Consider the following 18,201-nt stretch of genomic DNA (forward strand, 5'->3'; position numbering starts at 1 on the left):
GACCGGCTGCCCATGGCCACCTCCCGTTTCATCAAGGACACCGGGCTCACGGCACGGATGACCCTCACGATGTTCCTGCTCGGCGGCCTGTTCGTCGGGCTGGTCGTGGTGGTCATCTCGTTCGTCCGGAGCCCGGGCGGCGCCGTGCTCGTGGCGGTCGCCGCCATCGGGATGGCGTTCTGGCAGTGGTGGAGCTCCGACACGGTCGCGATGCGTGCGATGCGCGCCCGCGAGGTGACGCCCGAGGAGGCTCCCGAGCTGCACGGGATGATCGACCGGCTGTGCGCCCTGGCCGACATGCCCAAGCCGCGGGTCGGGATCTCCGACCTGTCGGTCCCCAACGCGTTCGCCACCGGCCGCTCGCCCGACCGCGCGGTCGTGTGCGTAACCACCGGGATCCTCCAGGTCCTCGACGCCGAGGAGCTCGAGGCGGTGCTGGCGCACGAGCTGAGCCACGTGGCCCACCGCGACGTGCTGGTGATGACCGTGGCCTCGTCGGCCGGCATCGCCGCCGGCCTCCTCCTGCGCCTCACGCAGTTCGGCGGGATGGGTCGCTCGCGCAACAGCGGGACCCTGCCCGTGGTGCTCGTCGCCCTCGTCGTCAGCCTCGTGGTGTACGCCGTCAGCTTCCTGCTGCTGCGCCTGCTGTCCCGCTACCGCGAGCTCAGTGCCGACCGGGCGGGCGCCTACCTCACGCTCAAGCCCGCGGCCCTCGGCTCCGCGCTCCAGAAGATCAGCGGCGAGGTCGCCGCGATCCCGACGCGCGACCTGCGCGCCGGCAGCGCTGCCAGCGCCCTGTGCATCATCCCCGCTGCGGCCGGCGGCCTCAGCGGGCTGATGGCCACCCACCCGCCCCTGCAGCAGCGGCTCGAGCAGCTCGCCCGGATCCAGGCCGAGCTCAGCCGGCCGACGGGCTGAGGGCGTCCACGATGGGGCTCTGGGAGGCGATGCGTGCGCGGACGACGCCCCGGCGCAACCACCTCGATGCGCTGTTCCTCGTCCCCAGCGCGGCGATCACGCTGCAGACGGCCCTGGGCTTCGAGCCGACCGGTTCCGGGTCGGTCTGCTACCGGTCGGCGGCCGGCGCCGCGTTCGCGCAGACCCAGTCCGACGTCCTAGCGCTGATCCGCGACGACGCGGGAGCGCCGGACGTCACCGTCAGCACCGACGACTTCGGCTTCACCTGGCTCGTCGTCGCCGGCGACCCGGCGGACACGGCCGCGCTCTGCACCGACCTCCACGCGGTCAACACGACGCTGGAGCTCAACGGCTTCGACGGCGGGCTGCTCTGCTCGATGGTCCCGTTCGCCAACGCCTCCGGTCAGCGCTTCGGCCTCACCTACCTCTACAAGCAGGGGACGTTCTACCCGTTCGCACCCCAGGACGGGCAGACCCGTGACAACCTTCTCGAGCTGTCCGTGCGCGACCTGCTCGCCGCGGAGCTGCCGATGGAGGCCGACCTCCAGCGCTGGCTGGCGATCTGGAAGGCCCCCGGACTGTGAACGAGGAGACGATGGACGAGCGGCAGCGCGCACAGGCGCTAGCGACATACGACGTCATCGGCGGTCCGCCGCGGCGCGAGCTCGAGGCGCTGGTCGACCTCGCCGCTCAGGTGGCGGACGTCCCCTTCGCCGCGATCAACCTCTTCAGCGACGACCATCAGCACCAGGTGGCGACCTCGGGGTTCGAGGGCAAGGACAGCCCCCGGAGCGACTCGATGTGCCGCTTCGTCGTGGAGTCGGGCCACTCGATCATGGTCGAGGACGCCGGCACCGACAGTCGCTTCGCGGACAGCCCCTGGACCACGGGTGAGATCGCCGAGGTCAAGTACTACGCCTCGCACCCGCTGCGGACGCCCGGCGAGGTCGTGATCGGCACCCTGTGCGTGTTCGACACCGAGTCGCACCCGGTGACGCCCGACTCCGCACGGGGCCTGGCCCAGCTGGCCGACCGTGTCGTCGACGTGCTCGAGCTCGAGCTCACCAGCCGTCGGCTGAGCGAGGCCAACGCCCGGCTCAGCACGGCCAACGAACGGCTCGAGCACTTCGCCGGCCAGGTCAGCCACGACCTGAAGAACCCGCTGACGTCGCTGTCGCTCTCGCTGGAGTCCCTCGAGCTCGAGGTGACCGATGCCTACCAGCTCGACACCCTCGCCCGGGCGCGACGCGGGGTGGACCGGATGGACGGGATGATCAGCGACCTCCTGGCCTTCGCCTCGCAGGGTGCCCCGCCCGGCGACGACCTCGTCGACCTCGGTGCCGAGCTGCGCCTGGCCCTCGACGACCTCGCCGGTCGGGTCGCGGCCCGCGCGGTGACCGTGGGCGCGCTGCCAGTCGTGCGCGGCGACGCCGTCCAGCTGCGGTCGGTGCTGATGAACCTCCTCGACAACGCCGCGAAGTTCACCGACGACGGCGCTGCCCCCGAGATCGAGGTGGATTCCCGCATGCTCGACGGTCGCCACCGCATCGAGGTGCGCGACCGGGGCCGTGGCGTCCCGGTCGACCGGAGCGAGCGGATCTTCGCGCCGCTGGCCCGCCTCGACAAGAGCGTGGAGGGTGTCGGCATCGGGCTCGCCACCTGTCGCCGGGTCGTCGAGGCCCACGGCGGCCTCATCGGCGTCGTGCCGCGCGCCGGTGGTGGGTCGGTGTTCTGGTTCGACCTGCCGTTCGCCGACGTGTAGCCGCTACGGCAGCCTGGCCTGCTTCATCTGGCGCGAGGCGTAGACGTTGCCGATCACCGTGCCGTCGAGCCACGCGGTCAACCGCGCCGCCTCGGCGTGCAGCGCGTCGTGACCCGCGGGTCCGACGTCCTCCAGCAGCGAGAGGCGTACGACGCCCTCGTCGTCCTGCACCCAGCAACCGACGATCCGACCGTCCCACCACGCCGTCGTGCCGGCGTTGCCGTTGGTGTCGAAGAGGAACGGCACGTGGGCGGGATCGAGGTAGAAGTCGCGTGACTTCCAGCCCATCACGGTCGGGTCGAGGGTGGGCAGCAGCGCGGCCCACGGTCCTGCGGCTCCCACCTCGTCGGTGTCGTCGGGCAGGAGCCAGCCGGTCGTTCCGTCGTCGAGGGTGACCTCGACCGCCTCGACGTCGGCGAGCGCACGGGTCACCGCACCCTTGGTGGACCCGAGCCACCACTGGAGGTCGGCCGAGGTGCCGGGGCCGAACGTGCCCAGCCAGCGGCGTACGAGCTCGGCATAGCCCGTGGCCTCGTCGAGCGGGTCGTCGACGGTGCCCAGCCAGTCGTCGGCGAGCGTCCACACGGGCTTGTTGAGTCGCCAGTGCCCGCCGTTGCGCCCGCGCACGGCATCGCCGGACAGACCGAGGTGGGTGAGCACCCAGGGCGCCACGGGAGTCGGTCGGTCATAGCTCTTGTCGGTGGTGCCACCGATCATCCCGGCCAGCTCGGGCACCTCGGCGCGGAGCTCGGAGGTGCTGGCGGGCCCGACCGCGAGGCGCGCGAGGGTCGCCTCGCGGGCAGCATCGAGCCAGGCCTCGCCGTCAGCGGCGATGCCGGCGCCCGCGATGGCCTTGGCGATCCGCTTGCGCTCCGACGTCGCGACCCGGGCGGACGCGCTGCCCCACGCCGCCGGCAGCAGGTCGCGGGGGAAGACGAAGAGGGTGCGCCGCATCGCGAGCTGCTTGACCACCTCGCGGTCGTCGTAGAGGGCCGTGTCGACGTCGTCGGGACCGAGGCCCTCGGCCCGGGCCGCGACCGCGAGGTGGACGGTCGCCGCCTCGGTGGCGTGCAGCACGGTCATCGCGCGCGTGACGGCCTCGACGCTGTCGAGCCGGTGCGCGGGAGCCAGCGCGTGGCGCGTGGCGATCCGGTGGCGCCGCTCGGCGTCGCTGACGTGTCGCATCGCGGGTGTCGACCTCGGGGGATCAGTCGCGGTGGGACTTGCCGGGCAGGTCGAGCATCCGCTGGAGCGCGACGAGCGCGTCGGCCTCGGTCTCGGGGTCGACGGTGATCTGGTTGACCACCTGACCGGCGACGAGGTTCTCCAGCGCCCAGACCAGGTGCGGCAGGTCGATGCGGTTCATCGTCGAGCAGTAGCAGACGTTGCGGTCGAGGAAGACGATGTTCTTGTCGGGGTGGGCGTCGGCGAGGCGTTTGACCAGGTTGAGCTCGGTGCCGATCGCCCAGGTGGTGCCGGGCTCGGCGGCCTCGATCGTCTTGATGATGAACTCGGTCGAGCCCACGAGGTCGGCCTTGAGGACGACCTCGTGCGTGCACTCGGGGTGGACCAGGACGTTGATGCCGGGGTGCTTCGCACGGAGCTCGTCGACGACGTCCGCGGAGAACCGGCCGTGCACCGAGCAGTGGCCCTTCCAGAGGATCATCCGCGCCTTCTGGAGCTCGTCCGCGGTGAGCCCGCCACCGGGCTGACGCGGGTCCCAGACGACGCACTCGTCGAGCGCGATGCCCATCTGGAGGACGGCGGTGTTGCGACCGAGGTGCTGGTCGGGGAGGAAGAGGACCTTGGCGCCTCCCTCGAGACCGTCCTTCTGCGAGAAGGCCCAGTCGAGCGCGACCTCGGCGTTGGACGACGTGCAGACGACGCCGCCGTTGCGCCCGCAGAACGCCTTGATGTCGGCGCTGGAGTTCATGTAGGTCACCGGCACGACGCTGTCCTGGATGCCGGCGTCGGCCATCGCGTCCCAGGCGTCCTCGACCTGTCGGAGCCGCGCCATGTCGGCCATCGAGCAGCCGGCCGCGAGGTCGGGCAGGACGACCCGCTGGGTCGGCGAGGTGAGGATGTCGGCCGACTCGGCCATGAAGTGCACCCCGCAGAACACGATGAACTCGGCGTCGGGCCGTGCGGCCGCGTCGCGGGCGAGCTTGAAGGAGTCGCCCGTGACGTCGGCGAACTGGATGACCTCGTCGCGCTGGTAGTGGTGTCCGAGCACGAAGAGCCGGTCGCCGAGTGCGGCCTTGGCCGCGCGGGCGCGCTCGACGAGGTCGGGGTCGGACGCTGCCGGGAGGTCCCCGGGACACTCCACGCCACGCTCGGCGTCGAGGTCGCGGCCCTTGCCGAGGGGGAGGAGCGGCAGGTCGATGGTCGCCATGGGACTCATCCTAGGAGGGGGACCCGGCGCTGACCGCAGCGTGGGAGGGTGAGCCCCATGTCGCGACGTGGTGAGGTGCTGGCCCTGGTCCAGGCGGGCGGTCAGGGCTCCCGGATGGACGTCCTCACCCGCGAACGGGCCAAGCCCGCGCTGCCGTACGGCGGCGTCCACCGGCTGATCGACTTCGCCCTCTCCGGTCTCGTCCACGCCGACCTCGCGGACGTGTGGGTGTCCTTGGAGTACCAGGTGACCTCCATCGACGAGTACCTGTCGGGCGGGCGCCCGTGGAGCCTGGACCGCAACCGCGGCGGCTTCCGGCGGATCGTCCCGCAGACGGGCACGGGCCCCGCGACCGAGAGCGGCTTCGCGCACGGCAACGGCGACCTGCTGATGCGGATGTCGGCCGACATCGAGGCCTTCGGCGCCCGCACCCTGGTGGTGTGCAGCGCCGATCACGTCTTCAACATGGACCTCGCGCCGGTGATCGAGGACCACGTGGCCGCCGGTCGGACCGCGACCGTGCTCACCAGTGAGGTCAGCAAGAAGGACGCCGCCGACAACGTCGTCGTCCTCGCCGGCCGCGGCGGCACGGTGACCGGGATCGAGCACAAGCCCTCGAAGCCGTCCGCCGGCACGGTCGCGACCGAGATCTTCGTCTACGACACCGAGGCGCTCCTCGGTGCCCTGCACGACCTCCGGCGCGAGCTGGCGGGGGAGCAGGAGGACGACGGCGACAGCGGCATCGGGGACTTCGGCGAGCACCTCCTGCCGCGCCTCGTCGAGAGCGGCACGGTCGCTGCGGTGCCGCTCACCGGCTACTGGCGCGACGTCGGCCAGCCCGGGCTCTACCTCCAGTCCCACCGCGACCTGCTCCGGGGCACGGTCGACGTCTTCGACCACCCGGACCGCCCGGTCATCTCCCACTGGCCGGACCGTCCCGCCGCCCGCGTGCGCGCCTCGGCCGACTGCCGCGACTCGATGCTCTCGCCGGGTGCCGACGTCGCCGGCCTCGTGGTCGGCAGCGTGCTCGGCCCCGGCGTCGTCGTCGAGAAGGGCGCCGAGGTCCATGACAGCGTCGTGATGGACGACTGCGTGATCCGCGCCGGCGCCGTCGTACGCACCACGGTGCTCGACGAGCGCTGCGAGGTCGCACCCCGATCGCGCGTCGGCGCCGAGCCGTCGCGGCGACTGGCGCACGACGACGACGTGGTGCTGGTCGGTCGCGACTCGACCGTCAGCGGCGACGTGGCCGCGGGCGCGCGCCTCGAGCCGGGGTCCGCTCTCTAGGCAGACCTGAGGACGTGGCGTACGCCGATCCGTCCCGGATGCGTGCACCGCGTCCTCAGGTAGTGCGTCAGAGGAACGTGCTGTGCGGGATGTACGTCGTCGGCGGCTTGAGGTGCCGGGTGGCGAGGAAGTTCCTCGTGTGGATGCCCAGCCGCGCCGCCGTCGCCACGTCCAGCGCCCACTGGTTCGCCGCGGTGACGCGTGGCACCTCGACGGGGGTGTCGGGGTCGGACGCCGCCAGCGACTCCCAGAGCAGCAGCCGCGCCGTGCGCCGGTTGTCGGCGGCCAGGCACTGCACGCCCCCGGCCCTCGCGACGTAGGCGTAGCCCTGGCCGGACGCGTGGTCGATGACGACGAGCCGGAGCTGCCGGGCCAGCAGCTCGTGGTCGGGGCCGTGGGCGGCACCGCGCGTGCGGCGGTCGAGGCTGTCGCAGAGGTCGCGGTCCGCGGCCGTTCCCTCGCGGACGTGGGGCACCGCCGGCAGCAGGTCGCGCCGGACCGTGCCCCACAGCACCATCTGCGGGTGCAGGTCGAAGCCGGCCTTGCGGTAGCGGTGCAGTGCGCCCTGGTCCTGGCTGGCGACGAACATGCCGCGCAGGCAGCCGTCGCCGTAGCGGACCGCCGCGTCCAGGAGGAGCGTGCCCAGCCCGCGGCCCTGGGCCTCGGGCGCGACCGCGAAGGAGCAGAGGATCCACATCAGCTCGCGACGCAGCGACGTGGCGAGGCCGACGACCACCCCGTCCTCCTCGGCCACCCAGCACCCGCCGGGGTCCGTCGCCAGCTTGTGGCGCGACTTCGCGAGCCAGTCGGCGCGACCGGACTCGGAGCGCGGCTGCGGGTCGGGCCACCCCCGCTGGGAGGTCGTGCGGTCGACCTCGAAGTAGGCGGTCCGCGTGATGGCCTCGCAGGCCGGCAGGTCCTCGACCTGCATCGGGCGGACGAGCAGCGTCACGAGACGTGGGCGGCGTACCTCGCCAGCAGGTCGCCCCAGTGGGTGTACTTCGCGCGGACCTCCTCGGTGCCGGGCATCCAGCCGCTGTGCACGAGCCGCACCAGGCTGCCGCCGCCGTCCGCCTCGGTGAACCGCACGTCCAGCACGGTCGCCTCGTCCTCGGGGTGGCCGAGCCAGAACTCCTGGGTGTAGCGGCCGATCGGGTCCCACTCCATCACGCGGCCCCAGACGTACTCCTCGTCGCCGTGGACCATCGCCACCGGGCCGTTGGGGTCGATGGCGATGTTGGTGAACGTCGCCGCGTCGGGGGTGAGCACGGGGTCCCACCACTCGCCCATCTGGGCCGTGAAGCCGACGAAGGCCTCGGTGGGGGTGACGGGCACGGTGACCTCGGCGACGATGGGCGCCAGACCGGCGTCGGTGGCGGGGGTGTCGGGCATGCGACCAGCATGCCCGACGGTGCCGCTGCAAGGATGTCCGCCATGCGCGTGCTGATCGCTCCGGACAAGTTCGCGGGGACCCTGACCGCCGTCCAGGCGGCCGAGGCCATCGCCGCCGGGTGGCGCCGGCACGCGCCGGACGACGAGCTCGACCTGGCGCCAATGGCTGACGGCGGCCCCGGCTTCGTCGACGTCCTCCACGCCGCGCTGGCCGGTGAGCTGTCCGCCGTCACCGTGTCCGGACCGCACGGTGCCCAGGTGCCGGCGGTGGTGCTGCGCGTGGCGGAGACGGCGTACGTCGAGAGCGCGCAGGCCGCCGGCCTCCACCTGGTCGACGGCGACCCGGAGACCGCGACCAGCCGCGGCGTCGGCGAGCTCGTGCTCGCGGCGGTCGACGGCGGCGCGACGACCGTCGTCGTCGGTCTTGGCGGCACCGGCACCAACGACGGGGGCGCAGGCGTCCTGGCGGCCCTCGGTGCCACCTCCGACGGTGTGCTCGACGGCGGCCCTGCCGCCCTGTCGTCCGTGAGCGACGTCGACCTCGGTCCCGCCCGCTCCCGGCTGGCCGGCGTGCGACTGGTCGCCGCGAGCGACGTGGACAGTCCCCTCACCGGTCTCTTCGGGGCCACCAAGACCTTCGGGCCGCAGAAGGGGATCGGCGAGGACCGGATCGCGGAGGTCGACGGCTGGCTCGAGGGCTTCGCGGTCGCGACCGACCGGCGTACGTCGCTGGACAAGGGTGCCGGCGCGGCCGGGGGCATCGGCTACGCGCTGCTCGTCCTCGGCGCCACCCGCGAGCCCGGCATCGACCTCGTCGCGTCCTCCGTCTCCCTCGCGGCCCGGGCCCGTCAGGCCGACCTCGTGGTGACGGGCGAGGGAGCCTTCGACTTCTCCAGCCGGGCGGGCAAGGTGCCCTACGGCGTCGCGGCCGTCGCGTCCGAGGCCCTCCGCCCGTGCATCGCCCTCGCCGGACAGGTCCTGGTCGGCTCGCGCGAGATGCGCGCCCTCGGCATCGAGTCGGCGTACTCCCTCGTCGAGCTCGTGGGGGAGGAGCGCGCCCTCGGCGCCCCCGCCGACACCCTCGCCGACCTCGCCCAACGCGTCGCGCGGACCTGGTCTCGCTGAGCGCTGGAGTCACCGGATATCCGGTGACTCCAGCCCTTGTGCGGTTGCTGTGACGCGGATGCTGCATTACAGCAACCGCACAGTGGTCAGCGGCGTACGACGGTCCGGCCACGCGCTGCCGGAATGACGTCGTCGAGCGGAGGGAATAAGGGCGCGTGTGCGACCATTGAGGCAAGCAGTACCCGAGACTTCCTGGAGTGATGAGATGACCGAGCAGATCGAGACCACCGATCGCCGTACCGACCAGATCAACCTCTCCGCTGTCGCCGCCGGCAAGGTGAAGAGCCTCCTCGAGCAGGAGGGTCGCGACGACCTGGCCCTGCGCATCTCCGTGCAGCCCGGTGGCTGCTCGGGCCTGCGCTACCAGCTCTTCTTCGACGAGCGCACGCTCGACGGCGACGTCACCACCGACTTCGACGGCGTGACCGTCGTGGTCGACCGGATGAGCGTCCCCTACCTCAACGGTGCCGAGATCGACTTCGTCGACACCATCGAGAAGCAGGGCTTCACGATCGACAACCCCAACGCCACCGGTTCGTGCGCGTGCGGGGACAGCTTCCACTGAGCTGACCGGACATCGACGAAGGCCCCCGCCACTGGCGGGGGCCTTCGTCGTCTGAGGGTGACTGCTCAGTCCAGGTGCAGGTGGAGCGCGTTGGCGATGCGCGCGGCGGCGTCGGAGACCCGGATCTCGCGCTTGCCGACCTCGGTCGGGTAGTCCTCGTAGCGGATGCTGGGCGGGGCGGAGACCGCGGCCCGGGCGGCGCGCTCGAGGCGCAGGTGACGACGCGCGGCACGCCCGTCGGCGGCCATCTCGGCGAGCGTGCCGAGCTCGTCGTGGGTGAGCGAGGGACGGCGAGAACCGGGCGCGGAGGTCGTCATGTCCACGACGCTATTGGCTACTGCGGGGTATCCCGAGCCGTACCGGGAGGTAACTCCGGGCTCGTCCGGTCGGGAGTCGGCGAAGCGGCGCGGAGGCGGTCGGCGGGTAGGGTTCCGCGACGTGTCCATCCTCGTAGCCGGATCCATCGCGACCGACCACCTGATGTCCTTCCCCGGGAAGTTCGCCGACAGCCTCGTGGTCGACCAGCTCGACAAGCTGTCGGTGTCGTTCCTCGTCGAGGACCTGGAGGTACGCCGGGGTGGCTGCGCCGCCAACATCTGCTTCGGCCTCGGCAACCTGGGCCTGCGTCCGGTGCTCGTGGGGGCCGTCGGCGAGGACTTCGCCGAGTACCGCGCGTGGCTCGAGCGGCACAACGTCGACTGCGACTCGGTCCACGTGTCGGAGACCAAGCACACGGCCCGCTTCGTGTGCACCAACGACACCGCGCACGCGCAGATCGCCAGCTTCTACGCCGGGGCGATGAGCGAGTCGCGCGAGATCGAGCTCAAGCCGATCGTCGACCGCGTCGGCGCGCCCGACTACGTGATCATCGGCCCCGACGACCCGCAGGGCATGCTGCGCCACACCGACGAGTGCCGCCAGCGCGGCTACCCGTTCCTCGCCGACCCGTCGCAGCAGCTGGCCTTCGGCGACGGCGACCTGATCCGCCCGCTGATCGACGGCGCCGAGATCCTCTTCTCCAACGAGTACGAGGCCAGCCTGATCACCCAGAAGACCGGCTGGACCCGTGACGAGGTGCTCTCGCGCGTCGGCTCGTGGGTGGTCACCCTCGGCCCCGACGGCGTCCGCATCGACCGCGCCGGCGAGGAGTCGATCGTCGTCCGGGCGGTCCCCGAGATCGAGAAGGTCGAGCCGACCGGTGTGGGCGACGCGTTCCGTGCCGGCTTCCTCGCCGCGCTCAGCTGGGGACTCGGCCACGAGCGTGCCGCGCAGCTCGGGTGCCTCCTCGCCGTCTACGTCGTCGAGCAGGTCGGCACGCAGGAGTACGAGATCTCCCGCGCGGCCTTCCTCGCCCGGTGCGGCGCGACCTACGGCGACGAGGCCGTCGCCGACTTCGAGCCGCACCTCCAGACGATCAGGGTCTAGCCGAGGCGGCGTACGACGTGGCGCGGGGCGCCGTCGTCGGCGACGTCCGTGCCGACGTACTCCTGCCCCTTCATCCGGCACCACGCCGGTACGTCGACCGCGGCGGCGACGTCGTGGGTGACCACCGCGAGCAGCTCGCCGACCTCGACGTCGGCGAGGTGGCGGCCGAGCTCGATGACCGGCATCGGGCAGAGCATCGCGCGGCAGTCGAGCTCGAGGCTCACCGGAGCCGGGCTCACAGGCCGACCCGCGACCGGATCTCCGCGACGATCTCCGGCAGGACGTCGCAGAAGGCGTCGACGTCGGCGCGGGTGGCGTCGCGCTGGAGGGAGAGCCGGACGTTGCCGTGGGTCAGCACCCCCATCGCCTCCAGCACGTGGCTCGGGGTGAGCGTCGACGCGGTGCACGCCGAGCCGCTCGCGATGCCGAAGCCGCGGCGGTCGAGCTCGGTCACGAGCGCCTCCCCGTCGACGTAGAGGCACGAGAACGTCACCAGGTGGGGGAGTCGGCGCACCGGGTCGCCGACGACCTCCACGTCGGGCACCTCCGCGGCCACCCGACGGCGTACGACGTCCACCAGACCGTGGTGGCGCGCGTTGACCTCCTCGCGCTCGGCGACCACCGCCTGGAGCGCGGCTGCCGCGGCGAGCACCGCGGGGATGTTCTCGAAGCCGGTCGAGCGCTCGTCGACCCGGTCGTCGCCGGGGAAGGGGTTGCGCCAGCGCGCCCGGGTGCGGACCAGCAGCACGCCGACGCCGGCCGGGCCACCCCACTTGTGCGCCGATCCCGCGGCTGCGGCCCAGCCGGACGGCAGCGCGAGCCGGCCCATCGACGCGCAGGCGTCGGTGAAGAGCGGGACGTCGGGCGGCAGGTCGACCCGCCCGACGGGCTGGACGGTGCCGACCTCGTGGTTGGCGCTCTGGAGCGCGACGACGCCCACCTCGGGCCGCTCAGCACGGGCGCGCACCTCGGCGGGGTCGACCCGGCCGACGGCGTCGACGGGCACCTCCTCGCCGCGGGCACCCCACTCCACGGCGTGGCGGACGGCCGAGTGCTCGACAGCAGAGTGGACGACGACGTCGCCCCGGCGGGCGCCGCGCACCAGCCCCAGCAGGCCGAGGTGCGTCGCGTGCGTGCCGCTCGGGGTGAAGGTCACCTCGTCGGCGCGCACGCCGAGCGCGTCGGCCGTCGCCTCGCGTGCGTTGTCGAGCAGCAGCCGCGCCTCGCGGCCGGGGCGGTGCAGCCGGCGGGGGTCGGCGTACCCGCGGTCGAGCGCGGCGAGCAGCACCTCGCGGGCCGCCGGGTGGAGCGGCGCGGCGGATGCGCTGTCGAGGTCGCCCTGCGCTGGCACGGACCCGGTCACAGGACGAACTGTGCCACTCGCGCGGTCAGCCGTGCCCGGAACGTCCGCCCATCCCACGACACCCCACCCTGCCCCGCACGGCGAGGCCGGTTGGGGATACTCTCTACGTGTCTGAGAAGGACCGAGAGAGAGGCTCGTCAGTGGGTCTGCAAGTCCCCAAGATCTCGGGTGCGCCACGGCGCGTCCTGAGGGTCGCGCTGCTCGGCGTGACGATGCTGGTGCTGGCCGGTTGCTCCGCAGCCGACGAGCACCAGATCCGCAACCTCGCCATGCCCGACCGCATCACCGAGCAGGGCCCCTACACCTACGAGCTGTGGAAGTGGGCGTGGGTCGCCGCCATGGTGACCGGCGTCATCGTCTGGGGCCTGATCGCCTATGTGGTGATCAAGTTCCGTCGTCGCAGCGACGACGAGGTGCCGCGGCAGACGCGCTACAACCTGCCGCTCGAGGTCTTCTACACGATCGCGCCGGTCCTGATGTGCATCGTGTTCTTCTTCCACACCGTGCGCGTGCAGGACATCCAGACCGAGATCACCACGCCCGACGTCACGGTCGAGGTCACTGGCCAGCAGTGGTCCTGGACCTTCAACCACGGTGTCGGCGAGGAGAACCCCGACGCCAGCGGTGAGCCGGACGACTACGCCTACGACTCCTACGTCTACACCTCCGGTGACGGCAGCGAGATCCCGACGCTCGTGCTCCCCGTCGACCAGCGCATCCAGTTCAACCTGCGCTCGCCCGACGTGATCCACAACTTCGGCGTCCCGTCGTTCCTGACCCGCATGGACGTCATCCCGGGCCGCATCAACAAGCTCCAGGTGACGCCCACCGTCGAGGGCGACTACCTCGGCAAGTGCTACGAGCTCTGCGGGGTCTACCACTCGCGGATGTTGTTCAAGGTCAAGGTCGTCAGCCAGGCCGACTACGAGGACTACCTCACCCAGCTGGCCGACGCCGGCAACACCGCGGAGACCCCGATCATCGGTGGATCAGACGTGACCACGCAGGCCGGACTCGAGTCCGAGGAAGGGAGCGAGGAGTGAGCGCCGCATCCGCTGCTGCCGCACCGCAGCGCAAGCCCCTGGGCGAGCAGGTTGTACGACTGCTCACCACGACCGACCACAAGCTCATCGGCAAGCTCTACCTCGGCACCTCGTTCGCGTGGTTCCTGATCGCCGGCCTGATGGCGATGCTGATCCGCTCCGAGCTGGCCTACCCCGGCCAGCAGGTCGTGAGCGAACAGCTCTACAACCAGCTCTTCACGATGCACGGCACGATCATGCTGCTGCTGTTCGCGACGCCGCTGTTCTTCGGCTTCGCCAACGTGATCATGCCGCTGCAGATCGGTGCCCCCGACGTCGCGTTCCCGCGCCTCAACATGTTCAGCTACTGGCTGTTCCTGTTCGGCGGCCTCATCGCCGGCTCGGGCTTCCTGACGCCGCAGGGTGCCGCCGACTTCGGCTGGTTCGCCTACACGCCGCTCTCCGACGCCGTACGCAGTCCGGGGGTCGGCGGCGACCTCTGGATCATGGGCCTCTGGATGGCCGGTCTCGGCTCGATCCTCGGTGGCGTCAACTTCATCACCACGATCATCTGCATGCGCGCGCCCGGCATGACGATGTTCCGCATGCCGATCTTCGTCTGGAACACGCTGATCACCAGCATGCTCGTGATCATGGTGTTCCCGATCCTCGCGGGCGCCCTGCTCTCGCTGGAGGCCGACCGGATCCTGGGGGCCCACGTCTTCGACCCGTCGCACGGCGGGCCGGTCCTGTGGCAGCACCTCTTCTGGTTCTTCGGCCACCCCGAGGTCTACATCATCGCGCTGCCGTTCTTCGGGATCATCTCCGAGATCCTGCCGGTCTTCAGCCGCAAGCCGATCTTCGGCTATGTCGGCCTCGTGGCCGCCACGCTGGGCATCGCGATGCTGTCGGTGGCCGTGTGGGCGCACCACATGTTCGTCACGGGCGCCGTCGACCTGCCGTTCTTCTCCGGCATGACGTTCCTCATCGCAGTGCCGACAGGGGTGAAGTTCTTCAACTGGATCGGCACGATGTGGGGCGGGTCCCTGTCCTTCGACACCCCGATGCTGTGGTCGATCGGGTTCCTGACCACCTTCCTCTTCGGTGGCCTCACCGGCGTCATCCTGGCCAGCCCGCCGCTCGACTTCCACGTGTCCGACTCCTACTTCGTGGTCGCGCACTTCCACTACGTGGTCTTCGGCACCGTCGTCTTCGCGATGTTCGCCGGGTTCTACTTCTGGTGGCCCAAGATGACCGGCAAGATGCTCGACGAGCGTCTCGGCAAGCTCCACTTCTGGATCCTGTTCGTCGGCTTCCACACCACCTTCCTCGTGCAGCACTGGCTCGGTGTCGAGGGCATGCCCCGTCGCTACGCCGACTACCTGCCCGACGACGGCTTCACCACGCTCAACCAGATCTCCACGGTCGGGGCGTTCCTGCTGGGCGCATCGACGCTGCCGTTCCTCTACAACGTCTACGTCTCCTCCAAGGGGCCGAAGGTCGAGGTCGACGACCCGTGGGGCTGGGGCCGCTCGCTCGAGTGGGCCACCAGCAGCCCGCCGCCGCGGCACAACTTCCACACCTTGCCGCGGATCCGCTCGGAGTCCCCGGCCTTCGACCTGCACCACCCGGAGATCGCGCTCATGGAGCTCCAGGAGAACGATTCGATGCGCGACGAGGACACTCCCACGGACGCGCCCGACGTGGAGGGCCGCGAGCAGATGCTCCGTGACCGGGTCGACGGCGACGACATCACCGAGACGAAGGGTGACCTCCGATGAAGGCTGAGTCCTGGGTCTTCGGGATCACTGCGCTGTTCGTGGCGGTCGTCGCACCGGCCTACTGGTTCCTCACCGAGGACCCGACCGGCACCTCCGCCCTGGTGATGACCGCGCTGCTCTTCGGCATGGTCACCCTCTACCTCGGCTTCCACGCCTCGCGCATGGACCCGCGGCCGGAGGACCGCAAGGAGGGCGAGATCGCCGACGGTGCCGGTGAGCTGGGCTTCTTCCCGCCCTACTCCTGGTGGCCGCTGTGGTGTGCGCTCGCGCTCGGCGTGATCGTCTACGGCACGGCGCTCGCCGCGTGGTGGCTGGTGTTCATCGGCTTCACGGTCGGGGCGATCGTCCTCTGCGGGTTCATCTTCGAGTACTACCGCGGTGAGCACGCTCACTGATCGCGCCTTTTAGAGAAGAGCCCGTCCGCGACGTACGCTGGACGGGTTCTTCCGATTTCGGGTCGTCATCACTGGGGGGTATGCCGTATGCGCACTCGCGCGTCCGCTCACCTGCGCTCCGCGCGCCGTCGTACGACACTCGCTGCCGCGGTGCTGGCACTCGCCGGCAGCCTCGCGGCGTGCACGTCGAGCAGCACCGAGGGCCCGAGCAGGTCGGACGGGCCGGCAGGCACCTCGGGGTCCGCGTCGGCGAAGCCTGACCCGGTGCGCCTCTCGACGAGCTTCACCGACGCCGCGGCGGTCACGCTCGACCACCCGCTGACGGTCGGCGCCGACGGCGGCACCCTCGACACCGTCGAGGTGACGTCGGCCGCGGGCGCCGTGGCCGGTGAGGTCGCGGACGGTACCTGGACCTCGTCGGACCGGCTCGAGCCCGGCACCGACTACACCATCACCGCGTCGACCATCCGCAGCGACGGTCGCACCGTCGAGCGCACGCGCAGCTTCCACACCGTGGACCTGACGCTGGACGAGCAGACCTTCGCCTCGATCGCGCCGCTCGACGGCGAGACCGTCGGCGTCGGAATGCCGGTGATCGTGACCTTCGACCTGCCGGTCACCGACAAGGCGCTCTTCGAGAAGCACATGCACGTGACGAGCACGCCGGCGCAGCGCGGCTCGTGGTACTGGATGAGCGACCAGGAGGCGCACTACCGCCCGGCGTCGTACTGGAAGGCGGGCACCGACGTGTCGGTCGACCTCGACCTCAACAGCCTGCCGGCGGGCAACGGGATCTACGGCCAGGAGTCGCGCACGATCGATTTCCAGATCGGTGACGCCCACGTCTACAAGGTCAACGCGCAGACGCACCAGATGCAGGTCTTCTCCAACGGCAAGCTGCTGCGCACCCTCCCGATCACGACCGGCAAGCCCGGCTTCACCACCCGCTCCGGCACCAAGGTGATCATCGAGAAGTTCGACGAGAAGCGGATGAACTCCGAGACCGTCGGCATCAACCGCAACAACCCCGAGGCCTACGACATCGACGACGTCCAGTGGGCGATGCGCGTCACCTTCTCCGGCGAGTTCATCCACGCCGCCCCGTGGTCGGTCGGCTCCCAGGGCTACGCCAACGTGTCCCACGGCTGCACCGGCATGTCGACCGCCGACGCCGGCTGGCTCTACGCCATGAGCCGCCGCGGCGACGTCGTCGAGTACACCGGCACCGAGCGCCAGATGACCCTCCAGAACGGTTACGGCGACTGGAACCTCTCGTACCCCGACTGGAAGACCGGCTCGGCCCTCTCCTGAGCGCCCCGTGCCGCCATGGGTGGCGGCATACGACACAGGGCGCCGGCGTGGGTGGCGGCGTACGACATCGACTGTGACGTGGGTGGCGGCGTACGACATCGGAACGAGCCGTTTCGATGTCATCTGCCGCCACCCCGCCGCTACGAGATGTCGGGAGCCGCCACTCAAGGACTGCGCCCGAACCCGTCCACAGGACGTACGTCAGGTAGCTCGTCCACAGCCTGACGCTCATGCGGTCGCAGCGTGCGTGTCGGGAGTACGACCGTCGGCGGGTGAACCTTCACGCGATTCCTGGACCCCGCGCTGTCCGCGGCCACCCGCGACTCACGGCGTACGTCCGCGAGTCCCAGGCCGTGCACCGTCGCGCCGACCTGGGTGACGACCGCGTCGCCTCACTGCATGCCTGGCAGCTGCTCATGCCGGGCGAGGGCTGCTTCACCGCGCTGACCAGCGCGGAGGTCCGCGGCTGGTGGCTGCCTCCGCTTCCGGCTGACCTTCCGGTCTTCATGGCGATGGGGCTCGACGACCCTCGGCCCATGCGCGCGGGGGTGCGGACGAGTCGGCACACCCGAGTCATCTCGTGCGAGGAGATCGACGGACTGCGCGTCGCTTCCGGTCCGGAGACGTTGCTCGCGTGCGCCAGATGGTTGTGCCTGATCGACATGGTGGTTCTCCTCGACGGGGTGCTGCACACGGGAGCGTGCAGCGAGTCCGACATCAGGGCCGTGCTCGGCGTCAAGAGACCTGGATCCAAGGCCCTGCAGCGCGCGCTCGCATTCGCCGACGGCCGGTCGGAGTCACCGTTCGAAACCTTGACCCGCCTGCTGCACGTGCTCTGCGGCATCGACGTCGAGCCGCAGTACGTGATCCGTGACACGAGTGGCGCCCGCGTGGCACGGGTGGACCTGCTCATCGTCGGGACCAACGAGGCTCCCGAGTACGACGGCGACGAGCACGACAAGGCACCGCGAAGAGTGGTGGACCGACGACGGGATCGGGCCCTCGACGCGGCCGGCTTCGTGCGGCGCGGGTACACCTCAGGAGACATCCTTCGCCGCGCCGTGACCGTGCTCCAGGACGCAGATCGGTCGCTCGGTCGTCCGCACGATCCCACCCGGATCCGGGCATGGCACGACCAGCTCCGTCAGTCTCTCTTCACGCCGTCCGGTACGCGCGCTGTCCTGGCCCGCACCACCCCGACGATCGCGCCGCGAGCACGCAACGAGGCGGGTTCCGGCGACGCCGCCTGAGCGGTGGCTTCTCCGTGTGGGTGGCGGCAGAACGTCACGCTTCGGTCGCCTGGGTGGCGGCACACGACATGGCAGGGCGCCGCCAGGGTGTCGTACGCCGCCACCCAGCGGCGGAGGGATGTCGTACGCCGCCACCCAGCGGCGGAGGGATGTCGTGTGCCGCCACCCGGAGGACAGGCTGGGGGAGGGGAGCGAACGACGAAGGGCCCGCCG

19 protein-coding genes are annotated in these 18,201 nt (G+C 71.1%); 12 read left to right on the forward strand and 7 right to left on the reverse strand.

Annotation, left to right across the window (positions count from 1 at the left end):
• Window positions 1-12: 12 nt before the first annotated feature.
• The 3 genes from htpX to JI751_RS07395 are packed head-to-tail and all read left to right on the forward strand — an operon-like array spanning window position 13 to window position 2,680.
• Window positions 13-918, forward strand: a complete 906-nt coding sequence (gene htpX / locus JI751_RS07385) for a zinc metalloprotease HtpX (RefSeq protein WP_201935176.1) — start codon at window positions 13-15, stop codon at window positions 916-918.
• 11 nt (window positions 919-929) lie between these two features.
• Window positions 930-1,502, forward strand: coding sequence for a PspA-associated protein PspAB (gene pspAB / locus JI751_RS07390; RefSeq protein WP_201935178.1), 573 nt, complete (start codon window positions 930-932; stop codon window positions 1,500-1,502).
• 11 nt (window positions 1,503-1,513) lie between these two features.
• Window positions 1,514-2,680: a GAF domain-containing sensor histidine kinase gene (locus tag JI751_RS07395; RefSeq protein WP_201935180.1), complete on the forward strand. Its 1,167-nt coding sequence runs from the start codon at window positions 1,514-1,516 to the stop codon at window positions 2,678-2,680.
• Window positions 2,681-2,683: 3 nt separating this feature from the next.
• Here the strand turns inward: JI751_RS07395 and JI751_RS07400 are convergent, their stop codons facing one another.
• Together JI751_RS07400 and nadA are read right to left on the reverse strand one after the other, a co-directional pair.
• Window positions 2,684-3,865: a winged helix DNA-binding domain-containing protein gene (locus tag JI751_RS07400; protein WP_201935182.1), complete on the reverse strand. Its 1,182-nt coding sequence runs from the start codon at window positions 3,863-3,865 to the stop codon at window positions 2,684-2,686.
• Between the two features lie 22 nt (window positions 3,866-3,887).
• A complete protein-coding gene (nadA, locus tag JI751_RS07405; RefSeq protein ID WP_201935184.1) occupies window positions 3,888-5,072 on the reverse strand; it encodes a quinolinate synthase NadA in 1,185 nt (394 codons plus the stop codon).
• A 57-nt stretch (window positions 5,073-5,129) separates the two neighbouring features.
• Here nadA and JI751_RS07410 point away from each other — a divergent pair, with 57 nt between their 5' ends.
• Entirely contained in the window at window positions 5,130-6,359 is a 1,230-nt protein-coding gene (locus JI751_RS07410) for a glucose-1-phosphate adenylyltransferase family protein (protein ID WP_201935186.1), read from the forward strand.
• A gap of 67 nt (window positions 6,360-6,426) precedes the next feature.
• On the opposite strand, the gene JI751_RS07415 is transcribed toward JI751_RS07410, so the two are convergent.
• Window positions 6,427-7,311, reverse strand: coding sequence for a GNAT family N-acetyltransferase (locus tag JI751_RS07415; RefSeq protein ID WP_201935188.1), 885 nt, complete (start codon window positions 7,309-7,311; stop codon window positions 6,427-6,429).
• Window positions 7,308-7,751 carry an SRPBCC family protein gene (locus JI751_RS07420; protein WP_201935189.1) on the reverse strand — a complete coding sequence of 148 codons (444 nt, stop codon included), beginning with the start codon at window positions 7,749-7,751 and terminating at the stop codon, window positions 7,308-7,310. The genes JI751_RS07415 and JI751_RS07420 overlap by 4 nt, the downstream gene beginning before the upstream one ends.
• Before the next feature lie 42 nt (window positions 7,752-7,793).
• On the opposite strand from JI751_RS07420, the gene JI751_RS07425 reads away from it, so the two are divergent.
• Window positions 7,794-8,876 (forward strand): glycerate kinase family protein, encoded by a 1,083-nt coding sequence (locus tag JI751_RS07425; protein ID WP_201935190.1) that lies wholly within the window; start codon window positions 7,794-7,796, stop codon window positions 8,874-8,876.
• A gap of 205 nt (window positions 8,877-9,081) precedes the next feature.
• Window positions 9,082-9,441, forward strand: a complete 360-nt coding sequence (gene erpA / locus JI751_RS07430; protein ID WP_201935191.1) for an iron-sulfur cluster insertion protein ErpA — start codon at window positions 9,082-9,084, stop codon at window positions 9,439-9,441.
• Between the two features lie 65 nt (window positions 9,442-9,506).
• Here the strand turns inward: erpA and JI751_RS07435 are convergent, their stop codons facing one another.
• Entirely contained in the window at window positions 9,507-9,758 is a 252-nt protein-coding gene (locus tag JI751_RS07435) for a hypothetical protein (protein ID WP_201935192.1), read from the reverse strand.
• Between the two features lie 121 nt (window positions 9,759-9,879).
• Between JI751_RS07435 and JI751_RS07440 the strand changes: the two genes are divergently transcribed.
• Complete coding sequence (locus JI751_RS07440) at window positions 9,880-10,866, forward strand: carbohydrate kinase family protein (protein WP_201935193.1); 987 nt, start codon at window positions 9,880-9,882, stop codon at window positions 10,864-10,866.
• Here the strand turns inward: JI751_RS07440 and JI751_RS07445 are convergent.
• Both JI751_RS07445 and JI751_RS07450 read right to left on the reverse strand, forming a co-directional pair.
• Complete coding sequence (locus tag JI751_RS07445) at window positions 10,863-11,090, reverse strand: sulfurtransferase TusA family protein (protein WP_307813965.1); 228 nt, start codon at window positions 11,088-11,090, stop codon at window positions 10,863-10,865. The genes JI751_RS07440 and JI751_RS07445 overlap by 4 nt on opposite strands.
• A gap of 11 nt (window positions 11,091-11,101) precedes the next feature.
• Complete coding sequence (locus JI751_RS07450) at window positions 11,102-12,229, reverse strand: cysteine desulfurase family protein (RefSeq protein ID WP_307813968.1); 1,128 nt, start codon at window positions 12,227-12,229, stop codon at window positions 11,102-11,104.
• Between the two features lie 140 nt (window positions 12,230-12,369).
• Here JI751_RS07450 and ctaC point away from each other — a divergent pair, with 140 nt between their 5' ends.
• The 5 genes from ctaC to JI751_RS07475 all read left to right on the forward strand — a co-directional run bounded on the left by ctaC (window position 12,370) and on the right by JI751_RS07475 (window position 17,988).
• Window positions 12,370-13,272, forward strand: coding sequence for an aa3-type cytochrome oxidase subunit II (gene ctaC / locus JI751_RS07455; RefSeq protein ID WP_307813971.1), 903 nt, complete (start codon window positions 12,370-12,372; stop codon window positions 13,270-13,272).
• Window positions 13,269-15,032: an aa3-type cytochrome oxidase subunit I gene (gene ctaD / locus JI751_RS07460; protein ID WP_201935196.1), complete on the forward strand. Its 1,764-nt coding sequence runs from the start codon at window positions 13,269-13,271 to the stop codon at window positions 15,030-15,032. The genes ctaC and ctaD overlap by 4 nt, the downstream gene beginning before the upstream one ends.
• Complete coding sequence (locus JI751_RS07465) at window positions 15,029-15,427, forward strand: cytochrome c oxidase subunit 4 (protein WP_201935198.1); 399 nt, start codon at window positions 15,029-15,031, stop codon at window positions 15,425-15,427. The genes ctaD and JI751_RS07465 overlap by 4 nt, the downstream gene beginning before the upstream one ends.
• Window positions 15,428-15,514: 87 nt before the next feature.
• Window positions 15,515-16,738: a L,D-transpeptidase gene (locus JI751_RS07470; RefSeq protein ID WP_201935200.1), complete on the forward strand. Its 1,224-nt coding sequence runs from the start codon at window positions 15,515-15,517 to the stop codon at window positions 16,736-16,738.
• A 272-nt stretch (window positions 16,739-17,010) separates the two neighbouring features.
• The gene (locus JI751_RS07475; RefSeq protein WP_201935201.1) at window positions 17,011-17,988 is read left to right on the forward strand and encodes a hypothetical protein; all 978 of its coding nucleotides are present in this window, start codon (window positions 17,011-17,013) and stop codon (window positions 17,986-17,988) included.
• Window positions 17,989-18,201: the final 213 nt, after the last annotated feature.

This window comes from Nocardioides baculatus (assembly GCF_016735675.1).
Lineage (GTDB): Bacteria > Actinomycetota > Actinomycetes > Propionibacteriales > Nocardioidaceae > Nocardioides > Nocardioides baculatus.

Bases quoted from the DNA above. Each gene is read 5' to 3' on its own strand.
- htpX (WP_201935176.1), top strand. From the start codon at position 13: ATGGCCACCTCCCGTTTCATCAAGGACACCGGGCTCACGGCACGGATG.
- pspAB (WP_201935178.1), top strand. From the start codon at position 930: ATGGGGCTCTGGGAGGCGATGCGTGCGCGGACGACGCCCCGGCGCAAC.
- JI751_RS07395 (WP_201935180.1), top strand. From the start codon at position 1,514: ATGGACGAGCGGCAGCGCGCACAGGCGCTAGCGACATACGACGTCATC.
- JI751_RS07400 (WP_201935182.1), bottom strand. From the start codon at position 3,865: ATGCGACACGTCAGCGACGCCGAGCGGCGCCACCGGATCGCCACGCGC.
- nadA (WP_201935184.1), bottom strand. From the start codon at position 5,072: ATGGCGACCATCGACCTGCCGCTCCTCCCCCTCGGCAAGGGCCGCGAC.
- JI751_RS07410 (WP_201935186.1), top strand. From the start codon at position 5,130: ATGTCGCGACGTGGTGAGGTGCTGGCCCTGGTCCAGGCGGGCGGTCAG.
- JI751_RS07420 (WP_201935189.1), bottom strand. From the start codon at position 7,751: ATGCCCGACACCCCCGCCACCGACGCCGGTCTGGCGCCCATCGTCGCC.
- JI751_RS07425 (WP_201935190.1), top strand. From the start codon at position 7,794: ATGCGCGTGCTGATCGCTCCGGACAAGTTCGCGGGGACCCTGACCGCC.
- erpA (WP_201935191.1), top strand. From the start codon at position 9,082: ATGACCGAGCAGATCGAGACCACCGATCGCCGTACCGACCAGATCAAC.
- JI751_RS07435 (WP_201935192.1), bottom strand. From the start codon at position 9,758: ATGACGACCTCCGCGCCCGGTTCTCGCCGTCCCTCGCTCACCCACGAC.
- JI751_RS07465 (WP_201935198.1), top strand. From the start codon at position 15,029: ATGAAGGCTGAGTCCTGGGTCTTCGGGATCACTGCGCTGTTCGTGGCG.
- JI751_RS07470 (WP_201935200.1), top strand. From the start codon at position 15,515: ATGCGCACTCGCGCGTCCGCTCACCTGCGCTCCGCGCGCCGTCGTACG.